Genomic DNA, 19616 nt, shown 5'->3' on the forward strand with positions numbered 1-19616 from the left:
TACTCCGCGCTCCACTGAACAGACCAGACAGGGGAGTTCTCAATGGGGTTCCAGAAAATTGTCGTCCCTGAAGGCGGCGAGAAGATTACCGTCAACGCCGACAACACCCTGAACGTGCCGAGCAATCCGATCATCCCGTTCATCGAGGGTGACGGTATCGGCGTCGACGTGACGCCGGCCATGAAGATCGCCATCGATGCCGCCGTGCAGAAGGCCTACAACGGCGAGCGCAAGATCCACTGGATGGAGGTCTATGCAGGCGAGAAGGCCACTCAGGTCTACGACCCCGACACCTGGCTGCCGGAAGAAACCCTCGAAGCCGTCAAGGACTACGTGGTCTCCATCAAGGGCCCGCTGACCACGCCCGTGGGCGGCGGCATTCGTTCCCTGAACGTCGCGCTGCGCCAGAAGCTCGACCTGTACACCTGCCTGCGCCCGGTGCGCTGGTTCGAGGGTGTGCCGAGCCCGGTGAAGAAGCCCGCCGACGTCGACATGGTCATCTTCCGCGAGAACTCCGAAGACATTTATGCCGGCATCGAGTGGAAGGCGGGTACCGCCGAGGCCGACAAGGTGATCAAGTTCCTGCGCGAGGAGATGGGTGTGATCAACATCCGTTTCCCCGAGAACTGCGGCATTGGCGTCAAGCCGGTCTCCGTGGAAGGCACCAAACGTCTGGTGCGCCAGGCCCTGCAGTATGCCGTGGACAACGACCGCGAGTCGGTGACCCTGGTGCACAAGGGCAACATCATGAAGTTCACCGAAGGCTCCTTCAAGGACTGGGGCTACGAGCTGGCCAAGGAGGAGTTCGGTGCCGAGCTGCTCGACGGCGGCCCGTGGATGCAGTTCAAGAACCCCAAGAGTGGCAAGACCATCGTGGTCAAGGACGTCATCGCCGATGCCATGCTGCAGCAGATCCTGCTGCGTCCGGCCGAGTACGACGTCATCGCCACCCTGAACCTCAACGGTGACTACCTCTCCGATGCCCTGGCGGCCGAAGTGGGCGGCATCGGCATCGCGCCGGGCGCCAACCTGGCCGACGCCGTGGCCATGTTCGAGGCGACTCACGGCACCGCGCCGAAGTATGCCGGCCAGGACAAGGTCAACCCCGGCTCGCTGATCCTCTCCGCCGAGATGATGCTGCGTCACATGGGCTGGGTCGAGGCCGCCGATCTGGTGCTCAAGGGTATGGAGAAGGCCATTTCCAAGGGCGAGGTCACCTACGACTTCCATCGCCTGATGGACGATGCCAAGCTACTCAAGTGCTCCGAGTTCGGACAGGCCGTCGCCGACAACATGTAATCGGCCTGCCGGATCCCATCGGGGCCCCCGCTCGCTTGGCGAGCGGGGGCCTTTTGCGTATCAACCTGAACCCTGTCGGCCTGTCGTCGTCTAACCTGAGACTCGAGTTGGCCGGCTTGCCGAGATGGTGTGTGGCTTTTATGTTCAAGACAGAAGACCCGGACGTGTGGGAACCGATCGGTGTCGTGGCTGGCATGACGCGGCCTGTGCGTCCCGAGCAGGAGGACGACGGCGACCTGGCGGTTCAGCCGGCCGATCCCGAGGTGGCCCGCCCGCCGCTGTACAAGGTGATTCTGCACAACGACGACTACACCCCCATGGAGTTCGTGGTGGAAGTCCTGCAGAGCTTCTTCCACATGGATAGCGAGACCGCCGTGCAGGTGATGCTCACCGTGCACACCCAGGGCAAGGCCACCTGCGGCATCTTTACCCGCGACATCGCGGAAACCAAAAGCCATCAGGTCAATCAATATGCAAGAGAGTGTCAGCACCCGCTGCTCAGCGACATCGAAGCGGCGGACTGACTCCCGGTCTGCTCGAGACGGGGTAGGAATGGCAGTCGTTGAGTGAAGAGACTTGCAACGGCAGCGTTTGTGCCCGATGTTGAAGGTGCCGGACCACGAAAGATCCGATGCAAGCCCTAAGCGGCGAGAAGGGGACTGCCATGCTGAGCAAAGAACTTGAACTGACCCTGAACACGGCGTTTACCGTGGCCCGCTCCAAGCGCCACGAGTTCATGACCGTGGAGCACCTGCTGCTGGCACTGCTCGACAACGCATCAGCGGCAGACGTGCTGAGAGCCTGTGGGGCCAACCTCGACAAGTTGCGGTCCGACCTGCAGGATTTCATCAATTCCACCACACCTCTGATCCCCGAGGACCAGAGCGATCGCGAGACTCAGCCGACGCTGGGCTTTCAGCGCGTGCTGCAGCGTGCCGTGTTCCACGTGCAGTCTTCCGGCAAGAGCGAGGTAACCGGAGCCAACGTGCTGGTCGCGATCTTCTCCGAGCAGGAGAGCCAGGCGGTCTACTTCCTGAAGCAGCAGAACGTGGCCCGGGTCGATGCGGTGAACTACATCGCCCATGGCATTTCCAAGGTGGCCGGTCACGGCCAGAATCCCTCGTCGTCGCCCAGCGATGCCGAGGAGGCCGAGGAGGGCGGCGGCGAGACCAGCGCCAACCCGCTGACAGGCTACGCCACCAACCTCAACGAACAGGCGCGGATGGGCAAGATCGATCCGCTGATCGGCCGCGAGCACGAGCTCGAGCGAGTGATCCAGATCCTCGCTCGGCGGCGCAAGAACAACCCGCTGCTGGTGGGTGAGGCCGGCGTGGGCAAGACCGCCATCGCCGAGGGCCTGGCCAAGCGTATCGTCGAGGAGGACGTCCCCGAGGTGATCGGTGACGCCGTGGTCTACTCCCTCGACATGGGCGCGCTGCTGGCCGGCACCAAGTACCGCGGCGACTTCGAGAAGCGGCTGAAGAGCCTCCTGGCGGAGCTGAAGAAGCAGCCCAACGCCATTCTCTTCATCGACGAAATTCATACGGTGATCGGTGCCGGAGCGGCCTCGGGCGGTGTGATGGACGCCTCCAACCTGCTCAAGCCGTTGCTCTCCTCGGGCGACCTGCGCTGCATCGGCTCCACCACCTTCCAGGAGTTCCGCGGCATCTTCGAGAAGGACCGGGCCCTGGCGAGGCGCTTCCAGAAAGTCGATGTCATGGCGCCCTCGGTGGACGACACCATACGCATCCTCAAGGGGCTGCGCTCGCGCTTCGAGGAGCATCATCGCCTCAAGTACACCGACGCGGCCCTGGAGAGTGCGGCACGGCTGGCGGATCGCTACATCAACGATCGCCACCTGCCTGACAAGGCCATCGACGTGATCGACGAGGCCGGCGCCCACCAGCGGCTGTTGCCGCCGGAGGTCCGGGTCGACACCATCGACGTCGATCAGGTCGAGGCAGTGGTGGCTTCCATCGCGCGGATTCCGCCGAAGAGCGTCTCCAGTTCCGATCGCAAGCTGCTCGAGAACCTCGATCGCGACCTCAAGATGCTGGTGTTCGGCCAGGACGAGGCCATCGACAGCCTCTCCGCCGCCATCAAGCTGTCGCGGGCCGGCCTCAAGTCTCCCGACAAGCCGGTGGGCAGCTTCCTCTTCGCCGGTCCCACCGGGGTGGGCAAGACCGAGGTGGCCCGCCAGCTGGCTCGGATCATGGGGATCGAGCTGGTGCGCTTCGACATGTCGGAGTATATGGAGCGCCACACCGTGTCACGCCTGATCGGCGCGCCTCCGGGCTACGTCGGCTATGATCAGGGCGGGTTGCTCACCGAAGCGATCACCAAGCAGCCGCACTGCGTGCTGTTGCTCGACGAGATCGAGAAGGCGCATCCGGAGGTCTTCAACCTGCTGCTGCAGGTGATGGATCACGGACGCTTGACCGACAACAACGGTCGCGAGGCGGATTTCCGCCACGTCATCGTGGTCATGACGTCCAACGCCGGGGCCGAGCAGCAGGCGCGCCGCTCCATTGGCTTCCAGAGCCAGGACCATTCGACCGATGCCATGGAGGTCATCCGCAAGACCTTCTCGCCGGAGTTCCGCAACCGCCTGGACGGCATCATCCAGTTCCACTCCCTGCCCACCTCGGTGGTACGCAGCGTGGTCGACAAGTTCCTGGTGGAGCTGCAGGCGCAGCTCGACGAGAAGCGGGTCCAGCTGGATGTGGACATGGCCGCACGGGATCTGCTGGCCGAGAAGGGCTACGACCCCAGCATGGGCGCAAGGCCCATGGCGAGGTTGATCCAGGACAAGCTCAAGAAGCCCCTGGCGGAGCTGATCCTGTTCGGCGAGTTATCCGAACACGGCGGGGTGGTTCACGTCACGGTGGAGGATGGCGAGTTGCATCTGTCCACGGAGTCGGAAATGGCCGACGCACCCTGACGTTCCCGGATCCTGCTTCGATCCTCGTACAGCGCCCTGTCTTCGGACGGGGCGTTGTCGTATCGGAGCTGGCGTCGTCGTCGCGTACTCTGTCGTACTATCAGCGCGAGCGGTAGACGATGCGGCCCTTGGTCAGGTCGTAGGGGGTCAGTTCGACCTTGACCTTGTCGCCGGTGAGAATGCGGATGTAGTTCTTGCGCATCTTGCCCGAGATATGGGCAGTCACGACGTGGCCGTTCTCCAGCTCGACGCGAAAGGTGGTGTTCGGAAGGGTGTCGACGACGACGCCTTCCATTTCGATATGGTCTTCACGTGCCATATAGGCAGTTCCTCGCTAATGACGTTGGTGTGCCGTGTCTGTGCATCGGCTTGTGTGCAGCACGGCATCGGAGGCGCTGAGTATCGCCCCCGTGCCAAGGATAGCGCGATATTGTGCCGCAAGCCGGGCGTCAAGGCAAAGCGGGCCGAATCACGTCGATACCGCCGTGCTCAACAAGCGCCGCCAGTGACGGCCCTCCAGCACCTCCAGGGGGCGGTAGGCCTCCTTGTAGGCCATCTTGCGGCAATCGCGGATCCAGTAGCCCAGGTAGACGTGGGGCAGCCCCTCGCGATAGGCGGCGTTGACCAGACTCAGGACGGCGAAGGTGCCCAGCGAGCGGCGTTCCCATTCGACGCTTGGATCGAAGAAGGTATAGATGGCGGAGAGGCCGTGTTCCAGGCGGTCGAAGGCGGAAATGGCGAGCAGGCGATCGCCCAGGCGGAACTCGAGCAGCCGCGCATAGGGCTCGTCCAGGGTCAGGAAGGTGCGATACTGTTCGCGGGTCGGCGGATACATGTCGCCGTCCCAGTGGCGCGTCTCGATGTAACGCTCGTAGAGAGCATAGTGTTCGGGGTCGAACAGTGCCGGCCGCTCGATCAGGTGTAGGTCCGCATTGCGCCTCGCCACTTTGCGTTGGCTGCGGCTGGGCTGGAAGTCCTCGACCGGGATGCGCACCGAAACGCAGGCGTTGCAGCCTTCGCAATGCGGCCGGTACAGGTGGTGCCCGCTACGACGAAATCCCAGCAGGGCGAGTGAATCGTAGATGCCCAGGCCGTGGGATTCCTGAGGGTCGAGAAAGAGGGTCGTGGCTTCGCGGCCCTCGAGGTAGCTGCAAGCGTGGGGCACCGTCAGGAAGAAGCGAAGGTCCCTAATCGGGTGGCGAGGCGTATTGCTGCTCACGTGATTCGCCTCCTAAGTGAGAGCGGTCAAGGTCTCGACGCAGGCCGGGTCATCGGGCAGCGCCCAGCAGGGCAGCGGATGCTGGCTTTCCGTGGCCTCAGGCGTCGCCAGGCATGATTCAAGATAGTTGATGAACTCGGTGCGGGCGATGTCCCGCGCACCCAGTCTGGCGAGATGCTGAGTATGCATCTGGCAGTCGATCAGTCGGCCGCCGCCGGCACGCATGGTACGCACCAGATGCACCAGGGCGACCTTTGAGGCATCGCTTGCGCGTGAAAACATCGATTCGCCGAAAAACACCGGCCCCATGGCCACGCCATAGAGCCCGCCGACCAGCTCCTCCTGCTGCCAAACTTCCACCGAACGCGCATGGCCGAGCCGGTACAGCGCGACGTAGGCGGCATGCATTTCCGCGGTGATCCAGGTGCCGGGCTGCCCCTGGCGCGGAGCCGCACAGGCCTCGACGACACGGCTGAACTCCCGGTTGTAGGTCACCGTGAAGTCGGCGTTGCGCAGTCGCTTGGCCAGGCTGCGAGACACGCGCAACTCGTCGAGAAACAGGACCATGCGAGGGTTGGGGCACCACCACAGAATGGGCTGATCGTCGCTGTACCAGGGAAAGATGCCGCGTCGGTAGGCGGCCAGCAGCCATTCGGGAGTCAGTTCCCCACCCGCTGCCAACAGGCCCTCCGGGTCGCGCAGAGCACGCGAGACGGGAGGAAAGTGCACAGGGCGCTGGGGAAGCCAGGACAGCATGCGGTGGCGCTCCTCGTAAGCGTTGGTTTCACTAGTCTGCCGCTTGAGCCGATTTGGCTCAAGCAACCGTCGCGGCCACTGTGCCGGGGGCTGTAGTCCCGGTATGATGGCGGCTGATTCATTTTGCTTCGTGTCAGTTGGAAAGGCACCGTTCCGCTACGGTGCGAGGGGGTTGGCGAGTTGAGTGTAAAGGAAAAGGGCGTGCCTCGGCGCGCAGCGGAGGAGGACTCCCAGCAGCCGACCACGCGCCTGGCGCTTCACCTGCATGGCGTGGCCCGGGAAGGGGCAACCATCCTGTTGCTGGCAGCCTGCGTGTTCCTGCTGCTGGCGCTGTTCAGCTACCAGCCGACGGATCCAGGCTGGTCCCGCCGAGGACCGGAGACCGCCGTCGCCAACTGGATGGGCCCTTTCGGCGCCTGGCTGGCAGACGTGCTCTATTCCCTGTTCGGTGCCAGTGCGCTGTGGTGGCCCGGTATGCTGGGTTTCGCCGGCTGGTGGCTGATTCGTACTCGCAAGGTCAGGCTCGAATGGGATGCGACCGCCGTGGCGGTGCGTCTGGGTGGCCTGGTGCTGCTGCTGCTGGGAACGACCACCCTGGGTGCGCTGCACTTCTATAGTCCCGAGAGCTTGTTGCCCTATGCCTCGGGGGGCATTCTCGGCGAAGGATTGGTGGGGGCCCTGGTACCGCTGGTCGATTCGGGCGGTACCGGCCTGCTGGCCGTGGTGGCGATGCTTTGCGGTTTTCCGCTCTTCAGCGGGGTCTCCTGGCTGACGGTAATGGATGAGCTCGGCCACCGCTCCCTGCGCCTTTGGCGCTGGGCGGCCACGCCTTTCGGCCTGTCCCGAGACCGGCATGAACCGCACTGGGACGGGGATGACAGCCTGGCGGAGGAAGTGGCCGAGCAGGACGCACCATCCGATTCACCCCGCCGCCGCTGGCGCTTCTGGCGCCGTCGCGAGCCGCTGGCGCCCACGGGGCAGGCAGGACAGCGCGAGCCGGGCCTGGCGCCCTCGTTCGGTGACGACGGCGATACCGACATTCCCTGGGACGTGCCCGAGCGTACACCTTCGGCCAAGCGCCCGGAGGCCGCCTACAGCGCAAGGCAGGGCGAGGCGACAGCGGCAGCGCGACCGGCCGCAGCCTCGATGGCGCCTCCGGAGCCGAGCCTCGGTGGTACACGCGCCGCCGAGGCGTCGCTGGCCACCACGGTGCTCAAGGCGAGCCGCGACGATGAGCCTGCCCCAACCGCTGCCATGCCGCTGCGCGCAACGGAGGGGGATGAAGTCGCTTCCTCTGGCGACAGTGCCGACCGCGTTCGACCAACGGAAGCCGATACGTCTGTGCCGACCCGGGAGGCCGGCAAGACCCGGCTGGGCGAGCGTCAAGAGCCGGCCCGGCGCGAGCCGGAGTTGGGTGAACTGCAGCCGGAAGAACCGGCCGATGTTCACGAGCCGCGCCTGAGCTGGAACGACATCGGCCTCGAGGACGAGGCACGGGACGACGATACGGACGTCGAGCCCGCCTCGACGACGGAGCGGCATGCGGACGAGGAAGAAGCGCAGGACGAGGCGACGAGCCGCTACGCCGATCAGGCCGGAGGGCTGCGAGCTTGGCGTGATGCGGCACCTCAGCCGCAGGACGATGCGCATGAAGGCCGCGTGGCGACGGCGGAACAGGCGCGCGAGGCTGCCGAAGAGCCGGACGGGCCGACGCTGTGGACGGTGGAGCACCTGCAGAGCCAGCGCCCCGTCCTCGACGACATGCCGGAGCCGGACGGTGAGTTGCCCAGCCTGCGCCTGCTGACGCCGGCCGAGCCGCATCAGCAGAACTACACTGAGCAACAGCTGGCCGACATGGCCGAGCTGCTCGAGACCCGCCTGCGCGAATACGGGGTCAGGGCCGAGGTGGTGCACACCTGGCCGGGGCCGGTGATCACGCGCTTCGAGATCAAGCCCGCGGCCGGCGTGAAGGTGTCGAAGATCAGCAATCTGGCCAAGGATCTGGCGCGCTCGCTGATGGTCAAGAGCGTGCGCGTGGTGGAGGTGATTCCCGGCCGGCCGACGGTGGGTATCGAGATCCCCAATCCGCACCGGGCGATGATTCGCCTGCGCGAGGTGATCGACTCCGACCGCTACCAGCAGGAGGCCTCGGCGCTGACCCTGGCACTGGGCCAGGACATCGGCGGCGGCCCGGTAGTGGCCAACCTGGGCAAGATGCCTCACCTGCTGGTGGCCGGTACCACCGGCTCGGGCAAGTCGGTGGGGGTCAACGCCATGCTGATCTCGATGCTGCTCAAGGCCACTCCCGAAGAGCTGCGCCTGATCATGGTCGACCCCAAGATGCTGGAACTCTCGGTCTACGACGGCATTCCGCACCTGCTGGCGCCGGTGGTCACCGACATGAAGGAGGCTGCCAACGCGCTGCGCTGGTGCGTGGCCGAGATGGAGCGGCGCTACAAGCTGATGGCCGCCATGGGCGTGCGCAACATCGCCGGCTTCAACGGCAAGCTCGACGAGGCGGAGCGAGCCGGTGCCCAGGTGGCCGATCCGCTGTGGGAGCCTCAGCCGTGGGAGATGCACGAGTCGCCGCCGGTTCTCGAGAAGCTGCCCTATATCGTGGTGGTGATCGACGAGTTCGCCGACATGTTCATGATCGTCGGCAAGAAGGTCGAGGAACTGATCGCGCGTCTGGCGCAGAAGGCGCGAGCGGCCGGCATCCACCTGATTCTTGCCACCCAGCGGCCCTCGGTGGACGTGGTGACCGGCCTGATCAAGGCCAACATCCCCACCCGCATGGCCTTCCAGGTGTCGTCCAAGGTCGATTCGCGCACCATCCTCGATCAGGGTGGCGCCGAGAACCTGCTGGGCCATGGCGACATGCTCTACCTGCCGGCCGGCTCCGGGTTGCCGACTCGCGTGCATGGCGCCTTCGTCGACGACGACGAGGTGCACCGGGTCGTCGAGGACTGGAAGCGTCGCGGTGAACCGGAATACATCGACGAGATCCTCGCCGGAGGCGTGTCGGCCGAGGCCTTGACCGGGCTCGAGGCCGATGGCAGCGAGGGCAGTGGCGATGCCGAGCAGGATGCGCTCTACGACGAGGCGGTCCAGTTCGTGACCGAGAGTCGCCGGGCCTCCATTTCGGCGGTACAGCGCCGCTTCAAGATCGGCTACAACCGCGCGGCGCGTCTGGTCGAGGCCATGGAGGCGGCCGGCGTGGTCTCCTCGATGGGCTCCAACGGTGGTCGCGAAGTGCTGGCGCCGCCACCGGTGGGCAACTGACCCGCGTCGTCGACAGGCGACAACCATGCACCAATCATGAAAGCGCCGGCGGGCATGCAACCCGCCGGCGCGCCGCGGGTCCGAGAGACAGGATCCACTTGGACCGCCCAGGGAGAGACAATCGATGATGAAGAAGACCGTAGCTGCACTGGCCCTGACCGTTCTCATGCCGGCCGCCGCGATGGCCAGCGAAGGCGCCGAGCGCCTTACCCGCATGCTCGAGCCGCTGCAGACCGTCGAGGCGCGTTTCGAGCAGCTGATACTGGACGGCAGCGGCGAGCGCCTGCAGCAGGCCAACGGCCACATGTGGCTCTCGCGCCCCGGCAAGTTCCGCTGGGAGGTCGATGCACCCTACCAGCAGGAAGTGGTCTCGGATGGCAGCGAGGTCTATCTCTACGACCCCGACCTGGAGCAGGTTACCGTGCAGGCGCTCGACGAGCGGGTCACCCATACTCCGGCGCTGCTGCTGTCCGGCAGCGCCGGCGAGCTGACCGAGAGCTACGAGGTGTCGCGTCAGCAGCAAGGCGGTAGCGAGACTTTCCGCCTGGTGCCGAAGGCGGCCGATACGCTATTCGAGGAGCTGCACATGACCTTCAACGGGGAACGTCTCGCCGCGCTGCAGATGATCGACAGTACCGGCCAGGAAACCGTCATCGAGTTCAGCGAGGTGCGTACCAACCAGGACATCGACGACAGCCGGTTCGCGTTCGAGATTCCCGACGGAGCCGACGTGATCCGCGATAGCCACTGAAGCAGTACCGAGCCCATCGACAGCGCCGCCTACCAGGCGGCGCTGGCGTTTCTAGCCCTCTTCCCCGCTCTCGTCGGCACGGGCATCCAGTTCGGCGCGCCAGGCCATCAGCTGGGCGTAGCGCTTCTCCTGACCGTGTTCGCTGGGTTGGTAGAAGGTCTCGCGCGGCAGGTCGTCAGGCCAGCAGTCGTGCGCGCTGCCCGCGGGGTAGCCCTCCGCCTCGTTATGAGCATAGCGGTAGCCATGGCCATGGCCGAGAGACTCCATCAGCTTGGTGGGAGCGTTGCGCAGGTAGGTAGGCACCTCGAGGCGTGGCTGGGCGGCTACATACGCCTTGGCACGCTTCCACGCCTGGTCGATGGCATTGCTCTTGGGCGCGATGGCGAGATGGATGGCGGCGTGGGCGATGGCGCGCTGGCCTTCGTAGTCGCCCAGGCGCAGGTAGGCGTCCCACGCCGCCATGACCAGCGGCAGGGCACGCGGGTCGGCGTTGCCGACGTCTTCGGAGGCGATTGCCGCCAGCCGGCGTACCACGTCGAGCGGGTCGCCGCCGCCCTGAAGGAAGCGGGCGATATACAGCAGCGCTGCGTCCTGGCGCGAGGAGCGAACCGACTTGTGGATCGCCGAGAGCAGGTCGTAGTAGTGGTCGCCCTGCTTGTCGAAGGCGCTGGCCTGGTGCCCCAGTGCGGCGTCGAGCGCTTCGCGTGGCAGCCGCTCTCCGTCCCCCTCGGGCACGCAGAAGTCGCAGGCGGTCTCCAGCATGCCCAGGGCGCGTCGTGCATCGCCGGCGGCGGCGCGCGCCAGCATGCCCAGCACCTCGTCGTCGACTGCGATGCGGCGTTCGCCCAGCCCGCGCTCCTCGTCACGCAGGGCGCGTAGCATCACCTCGATGAGTTCGCTCTCGTCGAGTGAGGTGAGCACGTGCACACGGGCGCGCGAGAGCAGCGCGGAATTGACTTCGAAGGAGGGATTTTCGGTCGTGGCGCCGATCAGCGTCAGCAGCCCGGACTCGACGTGGGGCAGCAGGGCGTCCTGCTGGCTCTTGTTGAGCCGGTGGATTTCGTCGAGAAACAGCAGGGTGGGGCGGCCCTGGCCCTGCATGACACCGGCCCGTTCCACTGCGGCGCGGATCTCCTTGACCCCGGCCATCACGGCCGAGAGCCGCTCCAGGTGCGCACCGGAATGTTCGGCGAGGATCTCGGCCAGCGTGGTCTTGCCGGTGCCGGGCGGTCCCCACAGGATCATCGAGCGTACGCTGCCGGTCTCGGCCATGCGCCGCAGCGGCCTGCCCGGCCCGACGAGGGCTTGCTGGCCTACGTAGTCGTCGAAGCGCCGCGGGCGCATGCGATAGGCCAGCGGGGCGGAATCGTCGGGCGCCTGGCCGAAAAGGTCCATGTATTTTTCCTCCTGCTGCCGTGTGATGCCGGTCAGGCGGCTAGCACTATCTCTGTGGGTTGCAATACGACCTTGGGCGATGTGCGGGATCCAGCCAAAGGGTCTAGGGTTGAGACTGCATCCTGCCATTCCGTGCCGTGTCTTGATTGCGACGGGGCCGTAGCCCGGAAGCGACAAGACTGAACCTGCTTCCGTCCCAGGAATCCAAGATCTATATCCGCTCATCGCTGTTAGAGGAGGCCTCGACATGCCCATGCTGACCCAGTTGCGTCAGGATCATGCCAATATGGCGCGCATGTTGCACGTTCTTCAGCTCAAGCAGAAGGCCTTGGTGGCTGGTGAACGCCCCAATTTCCAGCTGGTCCGCGAGGTTGTCGACTACATCCTCGACTACATGGAAGGGTTCACCATTCCCTTGGAGCGTATCTGTTCGGAGAGGTTGCGGGTGGTCGTGCCCGAGTGCAGCGAACTCATTGATCGACTGTCGAGCGATTACCAGGCACTCAAGCCACGCCTGATGCGTCTGTCCAACGACATCGACATGATCCTGATGGATGCCGTGATCCCGATGGACCGCTTCGCCGAGGACCTCAAGGCTTACCTGGATGCGCATCGCGCCTATCTACGCGATGAGCGTGAGCTTCTCTTCCCCCTGATCCGCGATCACTTCGGCGATCACGACCTGGAGCTGTTGGCCCAGGCGCTGCCCGAAGATGCGGCGGCCAAGCTGGAGCGGCTTCAGGAAGCCTACCCGGAACTCTATGCCGAGCTGTGCGAAGCCGAGGAGCCGGCTGCCTGACGACGGTCGACACGCGGCGAATCGGTCAACGGAGGCTTCTGCTCGCTCGGCATGCTGCTAGAATAGGTCCTCTCTGTTAATCGACCCATTCTGGTAGCAGCCGAGCGACTTCCATGAGTTCCGTTTCGCCATGTCTGGCCCGATACTGATCTTCGACTCCGGCGTCGGCGGTCTGTCGGTCGTCCCCCCGCTGAGGCATCGCCTGCCCGATGCCGCGTTGGTGTATGCCTGCGACAATGCCATGCTGCCCTACGGCACGCGCCCCGATGGCTGGCTAGTGACGCGCATCCTTGCGGTCTGCGAGGCTGCAGTCGCGGCCAGCGGCTGTTGTGCGCTGGTGGTGGCGTGCAACACTGCCAGTACCTTGGCGCTGGATACCCTGCGCGCGCACCTGACGGTGCCGGTCGTGGGTACGGTGCCGGCGATCAAGCCAGCCGCGGCCATGAGTGTCAGCCGACACATTGGCCTGCTGGCGACCAGCGCCACCGTGGCGCGTCCTTATACCGACCGACTGATCGAGGCCTTCGCTGCCGACTGTCGGGTCACTCGCGTGGCCGCCGATCCCCTGGTGCATGAGACCGAGCGTCTGCTGGCCGGCGACGAGCCGGACCCAAGCATCATCGAGGCTGTCACGGCGGCGCTGTGGCAGGAGTCCGATCTCGATACCGTCGTGCTGGGTTGTACGCACTTCCCGCTGCTTGGCGAACGGCTTGCCGCTGCGTTTCCGCGGCCGGTTCGTCTGGTCGATTCCAGCGATGCCATTGCTCGCCGCACGGTACAGGTAGCGCGCGATCCGGCACCCAGGGCGGGGCCTGACCGGAGCCTGGCCACGTCGCCCGATGCCGGCCTGTCCCGAGCGCTGGCCGGCTTCGGTTTCGACGAACCGCAGCTGTTGATCGTCGGCTGATCCCTCTTCCCTACGCCCTGCACACGACTGGAGATGCCGTGTCCATACCCGTTGTCGACCCTGCCCGCTACGACCAGCAGCTCGCGGCCAAGCGCGAGCGCATCGTCCAGCAGTTCGAACGCTTCGACCCGCCCGAGCTGGAGGTCTTTCCCTCGCCGCCGAGCCACTATCGGCAGCGCTGCGAGTTTCGCCTGTGGCACGAAGGCGATGATCTGTTCTATGCGATGTTCGAAGTCCAGCCTGACGATCCCAAGCAGAAGCGGGTGATCCGCCTCGACGATTACCCCGTCGCCAGTCGGCGCATCAACGAGCTGATGCCACGCCTGCGCGAGGCGCTGCTGGAGAGCGACGTGCTGCGCCGACGCCTGTTCCAGGTCGAGTTCCTCACCACCCTCTCCGGCGAGGCCCTGGTGACCCTGGTCTATCACCGCCCCTTGGATGCGACCTGGGAAGAGGAGGCGCGGCGTCTCCAGCGGCGGCTCGATATCATGATCATCGGACGCTCACGCAAGCAGCGGCTGGTGCTCGAGCGCGATCACGTCTGGGAGCGCCTGGAGGTGGAAGGGCGTACCTTCCATTACCAGCAGGTGGAAAACAGCTTCACCCAGCCCAATGCCGAGATCTGTCGTGCCATGCTGGCCTGGGCGCGAGACGTGACCCGCGGCAGCCAGGCGAGCGACCTGGTTGAGCTCTACTGCGGTAATGGCAATTTCACCGTAGCGCTGGCCGAGAACTTCCGCCGTGTGCTGGCCACCGAGATCTCGCGCACCTCGGTGGCGAGTGCTCAGCAGAATATGGCGGCCAATGGCATCGACAACGTGATGGTGGGGCGCATGTCGGCAGAAGAGTTCAGTGCGGCGCTCAAGGGGGAAAAGAGCGGGCGGCGAGTCAGCGAGATGGCGCTGGAAGGCTACGACTTTTCCACCGTGCTGGTGGATCCGCCCCGCGCAGGCCTCGATGAGGCGAGCTGCCGCCAACTGAGCGAATATTCGCGAATCGTCTATATTTCATGCAACCCCGAGACATTGGAGCGCAACCTGGAGGCGCTGAGCCGCACTCATCGAATGTCCCGTTTCGCGCTGTTCGATCAGTTCCCCTGGACTCATCACTGTGAATGCGGGGTGCTGCTGGAGAAAATTTCCACTTGAAGGCCGACTCGTTCGGATAGAAAGCAACTGGCGTTGTCAAGTAGCGAAACGTACCGTCTCGATGCACAAGCGACATGCTCCATGAGAAGGCTGGCAAGTCGATAGGGTGTGGCGCAGGGCTGCAGTAAGCTTCCCGTCACGTGGCCGCGAGTCACGCCGATTCTTTCCCAGGGCCGCGACACGGCCCCAGGCAGCCGAGGTGAGGGATGCAATACGAGACGATCGAAGTTGGCCGGCAGGAAATTCTCAAGCAGCTGCGCGAACGCCTGGATAGCCGACTCGAGAAGGGGCGGGCCGAAGAGGTGGAGGCGTTCGCCCGCCACTTCTATGCCACGGTGCCGCTGGAGGATCTGGCTGACCGCCGCCTGGACGACCTTTATGGCGCCACCTTGTCGGTCTGGCACTTCATACAGCATTTCGATCACGCCTCGCCCAAGGTACGCGTCTTCAATCCCGACTTCGAGGAGCACGGCTGGCAATCCTCGCACACCTTCGTTGCAGTGCTGCACGAGGACATGCCGTTCCTGGTCGACTCGGTGCGTATCGAGCTGAATCGGCGCGGCCTGACCGTACATGCCATTCACAACGCGGTGCTGGCGGTGGAGCGCAATCGCGGGCACGATCTGCTGCAGGTCGGCTCACCGCGTGACGCCAACGCCCCTGCCAAACGTGAGTCGTTGATCGCCATCGAGATCGACCGGCACTCCAATCCCGAGGTACTGGCCGACATCGAGCAGTCGCTGCAAGAGGTATTGGGCGACGTGCGCATCGCCGTGGGTGACTACGAGGCGATGAGCGAGCGCGCCAGTCAGGCCGTCGCCGAACTCAAGGCCGGTCGTCCCGCGCAGATCGAGCCGAGTGACCATGAAGAGGCGATCGCCTTCCTCGAATGGCTGGTGCGCGACAACTTCACCTTCCTGGGCTATGACGCCTATACCATCGAGTCCGATGCCGACGGCGACCGGCTGGTCAAGGCCGAGGGCAGTGAACTCGGCGTGTTCCGCCTCGACTTGCCGCGCTACCAGGAGCGCATTCGCACCGAGCTCGGCATCGAGGGCAACCGCTTCGTGCTGGTACCCCAACTGCTCTCCTTCGCCAAGAGTTCGCACCATGCCCGGGTCCATCGTCCCACCTACCCGGACTACATCTCGGTCGACCGCTACGACGAGCAAGGGCGGGTCATCGGCGAGCACCGCTTCCTCGGCCTGTTCACCTCCAGCGTCTACAACGAGTCGCCGCGCAACATCCCGCTGTTGCGACACAAGCTCAAAGCGGTGATGGAGATCGCCGGCTTCAACCCCAAGGGGCACAACGGCAAGCAGCTGCTGCAGATCCTCGAGGTCTATCCGCGCGATGACCTGTTCCAGATCGATACCCAGGAGCTGGCGCGCACGGCGCTGGGGATTCTCGACATTCGCGAGCGTCGGCGGGTGAGGCTGTTCATTCGCACCGACCGCTCCGGGCGCTTCCACTCGTGCCTGGTGTTCGTGCCGCGCGACGTCTTCTCCACCGACCTGCGCGTGCGGATCCAGAACCTGCTTTGCGAGGAACTCGACGCAACCTTTGGTGACTTCAATACCTATCTCTCCGAGTCGATCCTCGCCCGTATCCAGTTCATTCTGCGCTTCCGCGGCGATACGCCCCGCGAGGTCAACCTCAAGCGCCTGGAAGCCAAGGTCGCCCAACTGGCCCGCAGCTGGCGTGACGAGCTGCACGAAGCGCTGGTGGAGGGGTTCGGCGAGGAGCAGGCCAACCGCCTGATGGACCGTTTCCGCGATGCCTTCCCGGCCAGTTATCGCGACGACTTCGGTTCGCGCACTGCGGTATTCGATCTGCAGCACCTGGCCGACCTCGACGCCGGCGAGCCGCTGGCACTCACCCTCTACCGCCTGGTGGAGGAAGAGGGCAGCGGCGTCAACCTCAAGCTGTTCCAGCGTGACCGCCCGATTCCGCTCTCCGACGTGTTGCCGGTGATGGAGAACCTGGGGCTGCGCGTGATCGGCGAACGTCCCTATGAATTCGTCACCCCCGAGATGCGCTACTGGCTGCACGACTTCGATCTCGAGCACCATACCGCCATCGAGGTCAGCCTGCAGAAGATGCGCGAGCCTTTCATCGAGGCGTTCAAGCGCATCTGGGCCGGTGAGGCGGAGAACGACGCCTTCAACCGGCTGGTGATAGCCGCCAACCTGGACTGGCGCGAAGTGGCCATGCTGCGCGGCTACGCCCGCTACCTGAAGCAGATCCGCTTCGGCATGTCGCAGGATTACATCGCCACCACGCTGACCAGCTATCCGGAGATCACCCACGAACTGGTGACCCTGTTCAAGCTGCGTTTCGATCCCGAGCAACGTCCTGGCGAAGGCGAGGTGCAGGCCTGTATCGAACGCATCAATCGCCACCTCGACGGTGTCGCCAGCCTCAACGACGACCAGCTGCTGCGCCGCTTCATGGAACTGATCCGAGCCACGCTGCGTACCAATTACTATCAGCGCACCGTCGACGGCAAGTTCAAGGACTATATCGCCTACAAGCTCGACCCCAAGCGGGTCACCGGCATGCCCAAGCCGCGCCCGGCCTTCGAAATCTTCGTCTGCTCGCCGCGAGTCGAGGGGGTTCATTTGCGTGGCGGCAAGGTCGCCCGTGGGGGACTGCGCTGGTCGGACCGCCAGGAGGACTTCCGCACCGAGGTGCTGGGGCTGGTCAAGGCGCAACAGGTCAAGAACGCGGTCATCGTGCCGGTGGGCGCCAAGGGTGGCTTCGTCTGCAAGCGCCTGCCCGAGGGTGGCGATCGCGATGCCATCCAGCAGGAGGGCATCGCCTGCTACAAGACCTTCATCCGGGCGCTGCTCGATGTGACCGACAACCTCGTCGGCGGCGAAGTGGTGCCACCCAGGGACGTGGTGCGTCATGACGACGACGATGCCTACCTGGTGGTGGCGGCCGACAAGGGCACCGCGACCTTCTCCGACATCGCCAACGAGATCTCCACCGAGTACGGTCACTGGCTGGGTGACGCCTTCGCCTCCGGCGGTGCCAACGGCTACGATCACAAGAAGATGGGTATCACCGCGCGCGGGGCCTGGGAGTCGGTGAAGCGCCACTTCCGCAACCTCGGCCTGAACACCCAGCAGGAAGAGTTCAGCGTCCTGGGCATTGGCGACATGGCGGGCGACGTGTTCGGCAACGGCATGCTGCTCTCCGACAAGATTCGCCTGCTGGGCGCCTTCAACCACCTGCACATCTTCGTCGACCCGCACCCCGACGCCGCCGCTACCTTCGTCGAGCGGCAGCGGCTGTTCCAGCTGCCGCGCTCCAGTTGGGAGGACTTCGACGCGTCGCTGATCTCCGAGGGCGGAGGCGTATTCAAGCGCAGTGCCAAGTCGATCCCAATCTCGCCGCAGATGAAGGAAGTGTTCGGGATCGAGGAGGAGCGCCTGTCGCCCAACGACCTGATCCGCGCCATGCTCAAGTCGCACTTCGACCTGCTGTGGAACGGCGGTATCGGTACCTACGTCAAGGGCAGTCAGGAAACCGATGCCATGGTCGGCGACAAGGCCAACGATGCGCTGCGCATCAACGGCAATGAACTCAACTGCCGGGTGGTCGGCGAAGGCGGCAACCTGGGCCTGACCCAGCGAGGTCGCATGGAGGCGGCCGCCAGGGGTGTGCTCGTCAATACCGATTTCATCGACAATGCCGGCGGGGTCAATTGCTCCGACCATGAAGTCAACATCAAGATCCTGATCGATGAAGTGGTCAAGCGCGGTGACATGACGGAGAAGCAGCGCAACCAACTGCTGGCCGACATGACCGAAGAGGTCGCCGAACTGGTCATTCTCGACAATTACCGCCAGACCCAGGCGCTGGACCTGTCGCAAATCCTGTCACGCTATGGCATCGGCCCCTACCGGCGTTTCATCGGCGAGCTGGAGGCTGCCGGCCAGCTCGACCGCGAGCTCGAATTCCTGCCCTCCGATGACGAGATGCAGGAGCGGGTCAATGCCGACCAGGGAATGACCCACCCGGAACTCTCGGTGCTGATCTCCTATGCCAAGAGCGTGCTCAAGGGCGATGTGCTGGCCTCCGACGTGCCCGACGATCCTTATATACAGCAGTACGTGGAACGGATCTTCCCACGCGTGCTGGTCGAGCGCTTCCATGACGAAATGTACGCTCACCGCCTCAAGCGCGAGATCGTCACCACCCAGGTGGCCAACGATCTGGTCGATCACATGGGCATCGTCTTCGTACGTCGCTTGATCGACTCCACCGGGGCCAGCGCCGCCGACATCGCGCGCGCCTACATCATCGCCCGCGACAGCTTCCAGCTCTCCGACCTGTGGGAGCGCATTGAAGCGCTGGACAACCGGGTGTCGAGCCAGGTGCAGTACGCCATGATGCTCGACCTGATGCGGCTTATCCGGCGTACCACTCGCTGGTTCCTGCGCCAGCGGCTGGGGCTTTCCACTCGTGACGCCATCGAGTATTTTGCGCCGCGGGTCGCCCAGCTGCAGGAAAGCATCGGCGAGCTGCTGCGCGGCGAGGAGCGCAGCCGCTGGGAACGGAAGCGTGGCGAACTCCTCGAGGCCGGCGTGCCCGAGGAACTGGCGGCTACGGTGGCGGCGTCGGGCAGCCTCTACGGCGCACTGGGCATCATTCAGGCGGCACGTCAGACCGACGAGAAGCCGCAGCGTGTTGCCGAGGTCTTCTTCGAGATAGGTGACCGCCTCGAGCTGCCCTGGATGATCCAGCAGGTCAGCAACCTCGACGTCCGCGACAGCTGGCAGGCCCAGGCCCGCGAGACATTTCGCGACGACATTGATCGCCAGCAACTGGCGCTTACCACCAGCGTGCTCAAGACCGAGGATGGCCGCGAACCCGACGAGCGCGTCGACAACTGGCTGGCCATGCATGCTTCGCTGCATGATCGCTGGTGCCGCCTGATCGCCGAAGTTCGCAGCGGCAGCCAGGCGAGCTTCCCGCTGTTTGCCGTGGCCGTGCGCGAACTGGTGGACCTGGCCGAAAGCAACGGCGAAGGCTGAATGGGCCGAAATCACCTCAACCGGTGATGCAGCGACGCACCCCGCCGATAGGGCGGGGTGCGTCGTTTTGCGCT

General features: G+C 64.8%; 13 protein-coding genes. 9 read left to right on the forward strand and 4 right to left on the reverse strand.

Annotated elements, in window-relative coordinates; genetic code table 11:
* Positions 1–42: 42 nt before the first annotated feature.
* The 3 genes from icd (at position 43) to clpA (ending at position 4240) form a co-directional block, all read left to right on the forward strand.
* A complete protein-coding gene (gene icd / locus HNO53_RS07490; protein WP_209477489.1) occupies positions 43–1299 on the forward strand; it encodes an NADP-dependent isocitrate dehydrogenase in 1257 nt (418 codons plus the stop codon).
* A gap of 140 nt (positions 1300–1439) precedes the next feature.
* Positions 1440–1823: an ATP-dependent Clp protease adapter ClpS gene (gene clpS / locus HNO53_RS07495; RefSeq protein ID WP_209477491.1), complete on the forward strand. Its 384-nt coding sequence runs from the start codon at positions 1440–1442 to the stop codon at positions 1821–1823.
* Positions 1824–1963: 140 nt separating this feature from the next.
* Positions 1964–4240 carry an ATP-dependent Clp protease ATP-binding subunit ClpA gene (gene clpA / locus HNO53_RS07500; RefSeq protein WP_209477493.1) on the forward strand — a complete coding sequence of 759 codons (2277 nt, stop codon included), beginning with the start codon at positions 1964–1966 and terminating at the stop codon, positions 4238–4240.
* 100 nt (positions 4241–4340) lie between these two features.
* On the opposite strand, the gene infA is transcribed toward clpA, so the two are convergent.
* From infA to aat, 3 genes are all read right to left on the reverse strand, one after another.
* A complete protein-coding gene (infA, locus tag HNO53_RS07505) occupies positions 4341–4559 on the reverse strand; it encodes a translation initiation factor IF-1 (RefSeq protein ID WP_010627817.1) in 219 nt (72 codons plus the stop codon).
* A gap of 150 nt (positions 4560–4709) precedes the next feature.
* Positions 4710–5459 carry an arginyltransferase gene (locus HNO53_RS07510; RefSeq protein WP_209477495.1) on the reverse strand — a complete coding sequence of 250 codons (750 nt, stop codon included), beginning with the start codon at positions 5457–5459 and terminating at the stop codon, positions 4710–4712.
* Positions 5460–5471: 12 nt separating this feature from the next.
* A complete protein-coding gene (aat, locus tag HNO53_RS07515) occupies positions 5472–6215 on the reverse strand; it encodes a leucyl/phenylalanyl-tRNA--protein transferase (RefSeq protein ID WP_209477497.1) in 744 nt (247 codons plus the stop codon).
* A 201-nt stretch (positions 6216–6416) separates the two neighbouring features.
* Here aat and HNO53_RS07520 point away from each other — a divergent pair, with 201 nt between their 5' ends.
* Complete coding sequence (locus HNO53_RS07520) at positions 6417–9497, forward strand: DNA translocase FtsK 4TM domain-containing protein (protein WP_242597571.1); 3081 nt, start codon at positions 6417–6419, stop codon at positions 9495–9497.
* A 124-nt stretch (positions 9498–9621) separates the two neighbouring features.
* Positions 9622–10248, forward strand: coding sequence for an outer membrane lipoprotein periplasmic chaperone LolA (gene lolA, locus HNO53_RS07525; protein WP_420827858.1), 627 nt, complete (start codon positions 9622–9624; stop codon positions 10246–10248).
* A gap of 51 nt (positions 10249–10299) precedes the next feature.
* Here the strand turns inward: lolA and HNO53_RS07530 are convergent, their stop codons facing one another.
* A complete protein-coding gene (locus tag HNO53_RS07530; RefSeq protein ID WP_209477499.1) occupies positions 10300–11643 on the reverse strand; it encodes a replication-associated recombination protein A in 1344 nt (447 codons plus the stop codon).
* Positions 11644–11896: 253 nt separating this feature from the next.
* Here HNO53_RS07530 and HNO53_RS07535 point away from each other — a divergent pair, with 253 nt between their 5' ends.
* From HNO53_RS07535 to HNO53_RS07550, 4 genes are all read left to right on the forward strand, one after another.
* On the forward strand, positions 11897–12442 hold the full coding sequence (locus HNO53_RS07535; protein ID WP_209478565.1) for a hemerythrin domain-containing protein: 546 nt from the start codon (positions 11897–11899) through the stop codon (positions 12440–12442).
* Positions 12443–12572: 130 nt separating this feature from the next.
* The gene (gene murI / locus HNO53_RS07540) at positions 12573–13349 is read left to right on the forward strand and encodes a glutamate racemase (protein WP_209477501.1); all 777 of its coding nucleotides are present in this window, start codon (positions 12573–12575) and stop codon (positions 13347–13349) included.
* Between the two features lie 38 nt (positions 13350–13387).
* The gene (gene trmA / locus HNO53_RS07545; protein WP_209477503.1) at positions 13388–14497 is read left to right on the forward strand and encodes a tRNA (uridine(54)-C5)-methyltransferase TrmA; all 1110 of its coding nucleotides are present in this window, start codon (positions 13388–13390) and stop codon (positions 14495–14497) included.
* Between the two features lie 206 nt (positions 14498–14703).
* A complete protein-coding gene (locus HNO53_RS07550) occupies positions 14704–19542 on the forward strand; it encodes an NAD-glutamate dehydrogenase (RefSeq protein ID WP_209477505.1) in 4839 nt (1612 codons plus the stop codon).
* Positions 19543–19616: the final 74 nt, after the last annotated feature.

It is taken from the genome of Billgrantia antri (assembly GCF_017868935.1).
In the GTDB taxonomy this organism is placed as follows: Bacteria; Pseudomonadota; Gammaproteobacteria; order Pseudomonadales; family Halomonadaceae; genus Halomonas; species Halomonas antri.

Excerpts from the sequence above, each read along its gene's own strand:
- icd (WP_209477489.1), top strand. The coding sequence starts at position 43 with ATGGGGTTCCAGAAAATTGTCGTCCCTGAAGGCGGCGAGAAGATTACC.
- clpS (WP_209477491.1), top strand. The coding sequence starts at position 1,440 with ATGTTCAAGACAGAAGACCCGGACGTGTGGGAACCGATCGGTGTCGTG.
- clpA (WP_209477493.1), top strand. The coding sequence starts at position 1,964 with ATGCTGAGCAAAGAACTTGAACTGACCCTGAACACGGCGTTTACCGTG.
- infA (WP_010627817.1), bottom strand. The coding sequence starts at position 4,559 with ATGGCACGTGAAGACCATATCGAAATGGAAGGCGTCGTCGTCGACACC.
- aat (WP_209477497.1), bottom strand. The coding sequence starts at position 6,215 with ATGCTGTCCTGGCTTCCCCAGCGCCCTGTGCACTTTCCTCCCGTCTCG.
- lolA (WP_420827858.1), top strand. The coding sequence starts at position 9,622 with ATGATGAAGAAGACCGTAGCTGCACTGGCCCTGACCGTTCTCATGCCG.
- HNO53_RS07530 (WP_209477499.1), bottom strand. The coding sequence starts at position 11,643 with ATGGACCTTTTCGGCCAGGCGCCCGACGATTCCGCCCCGCTGGCCTAT.
- HNO53_RS07535 (WP_209478565.1), top strand. The coding sequence starts at position 11,897 with ATGCTGACCCAGTTGCGTCAGGATCATGCCAATATGGCGCGCATGTTG.
- murI (WP_209477501.1), top strand. The coding sequence starts at position 12,573 with ATGTCTGGCCCGATACTGATCTTCGACTCCGGCGTCGGCGGTCTGTCG.
- HNO53_RS07550 (WP_209477505.1), top strand. The coding sequence starts at position 14,704 with ATGCAATACGAGACGATCGAAGTTGGCCGGCAGGAAATTCTCAAGCAG.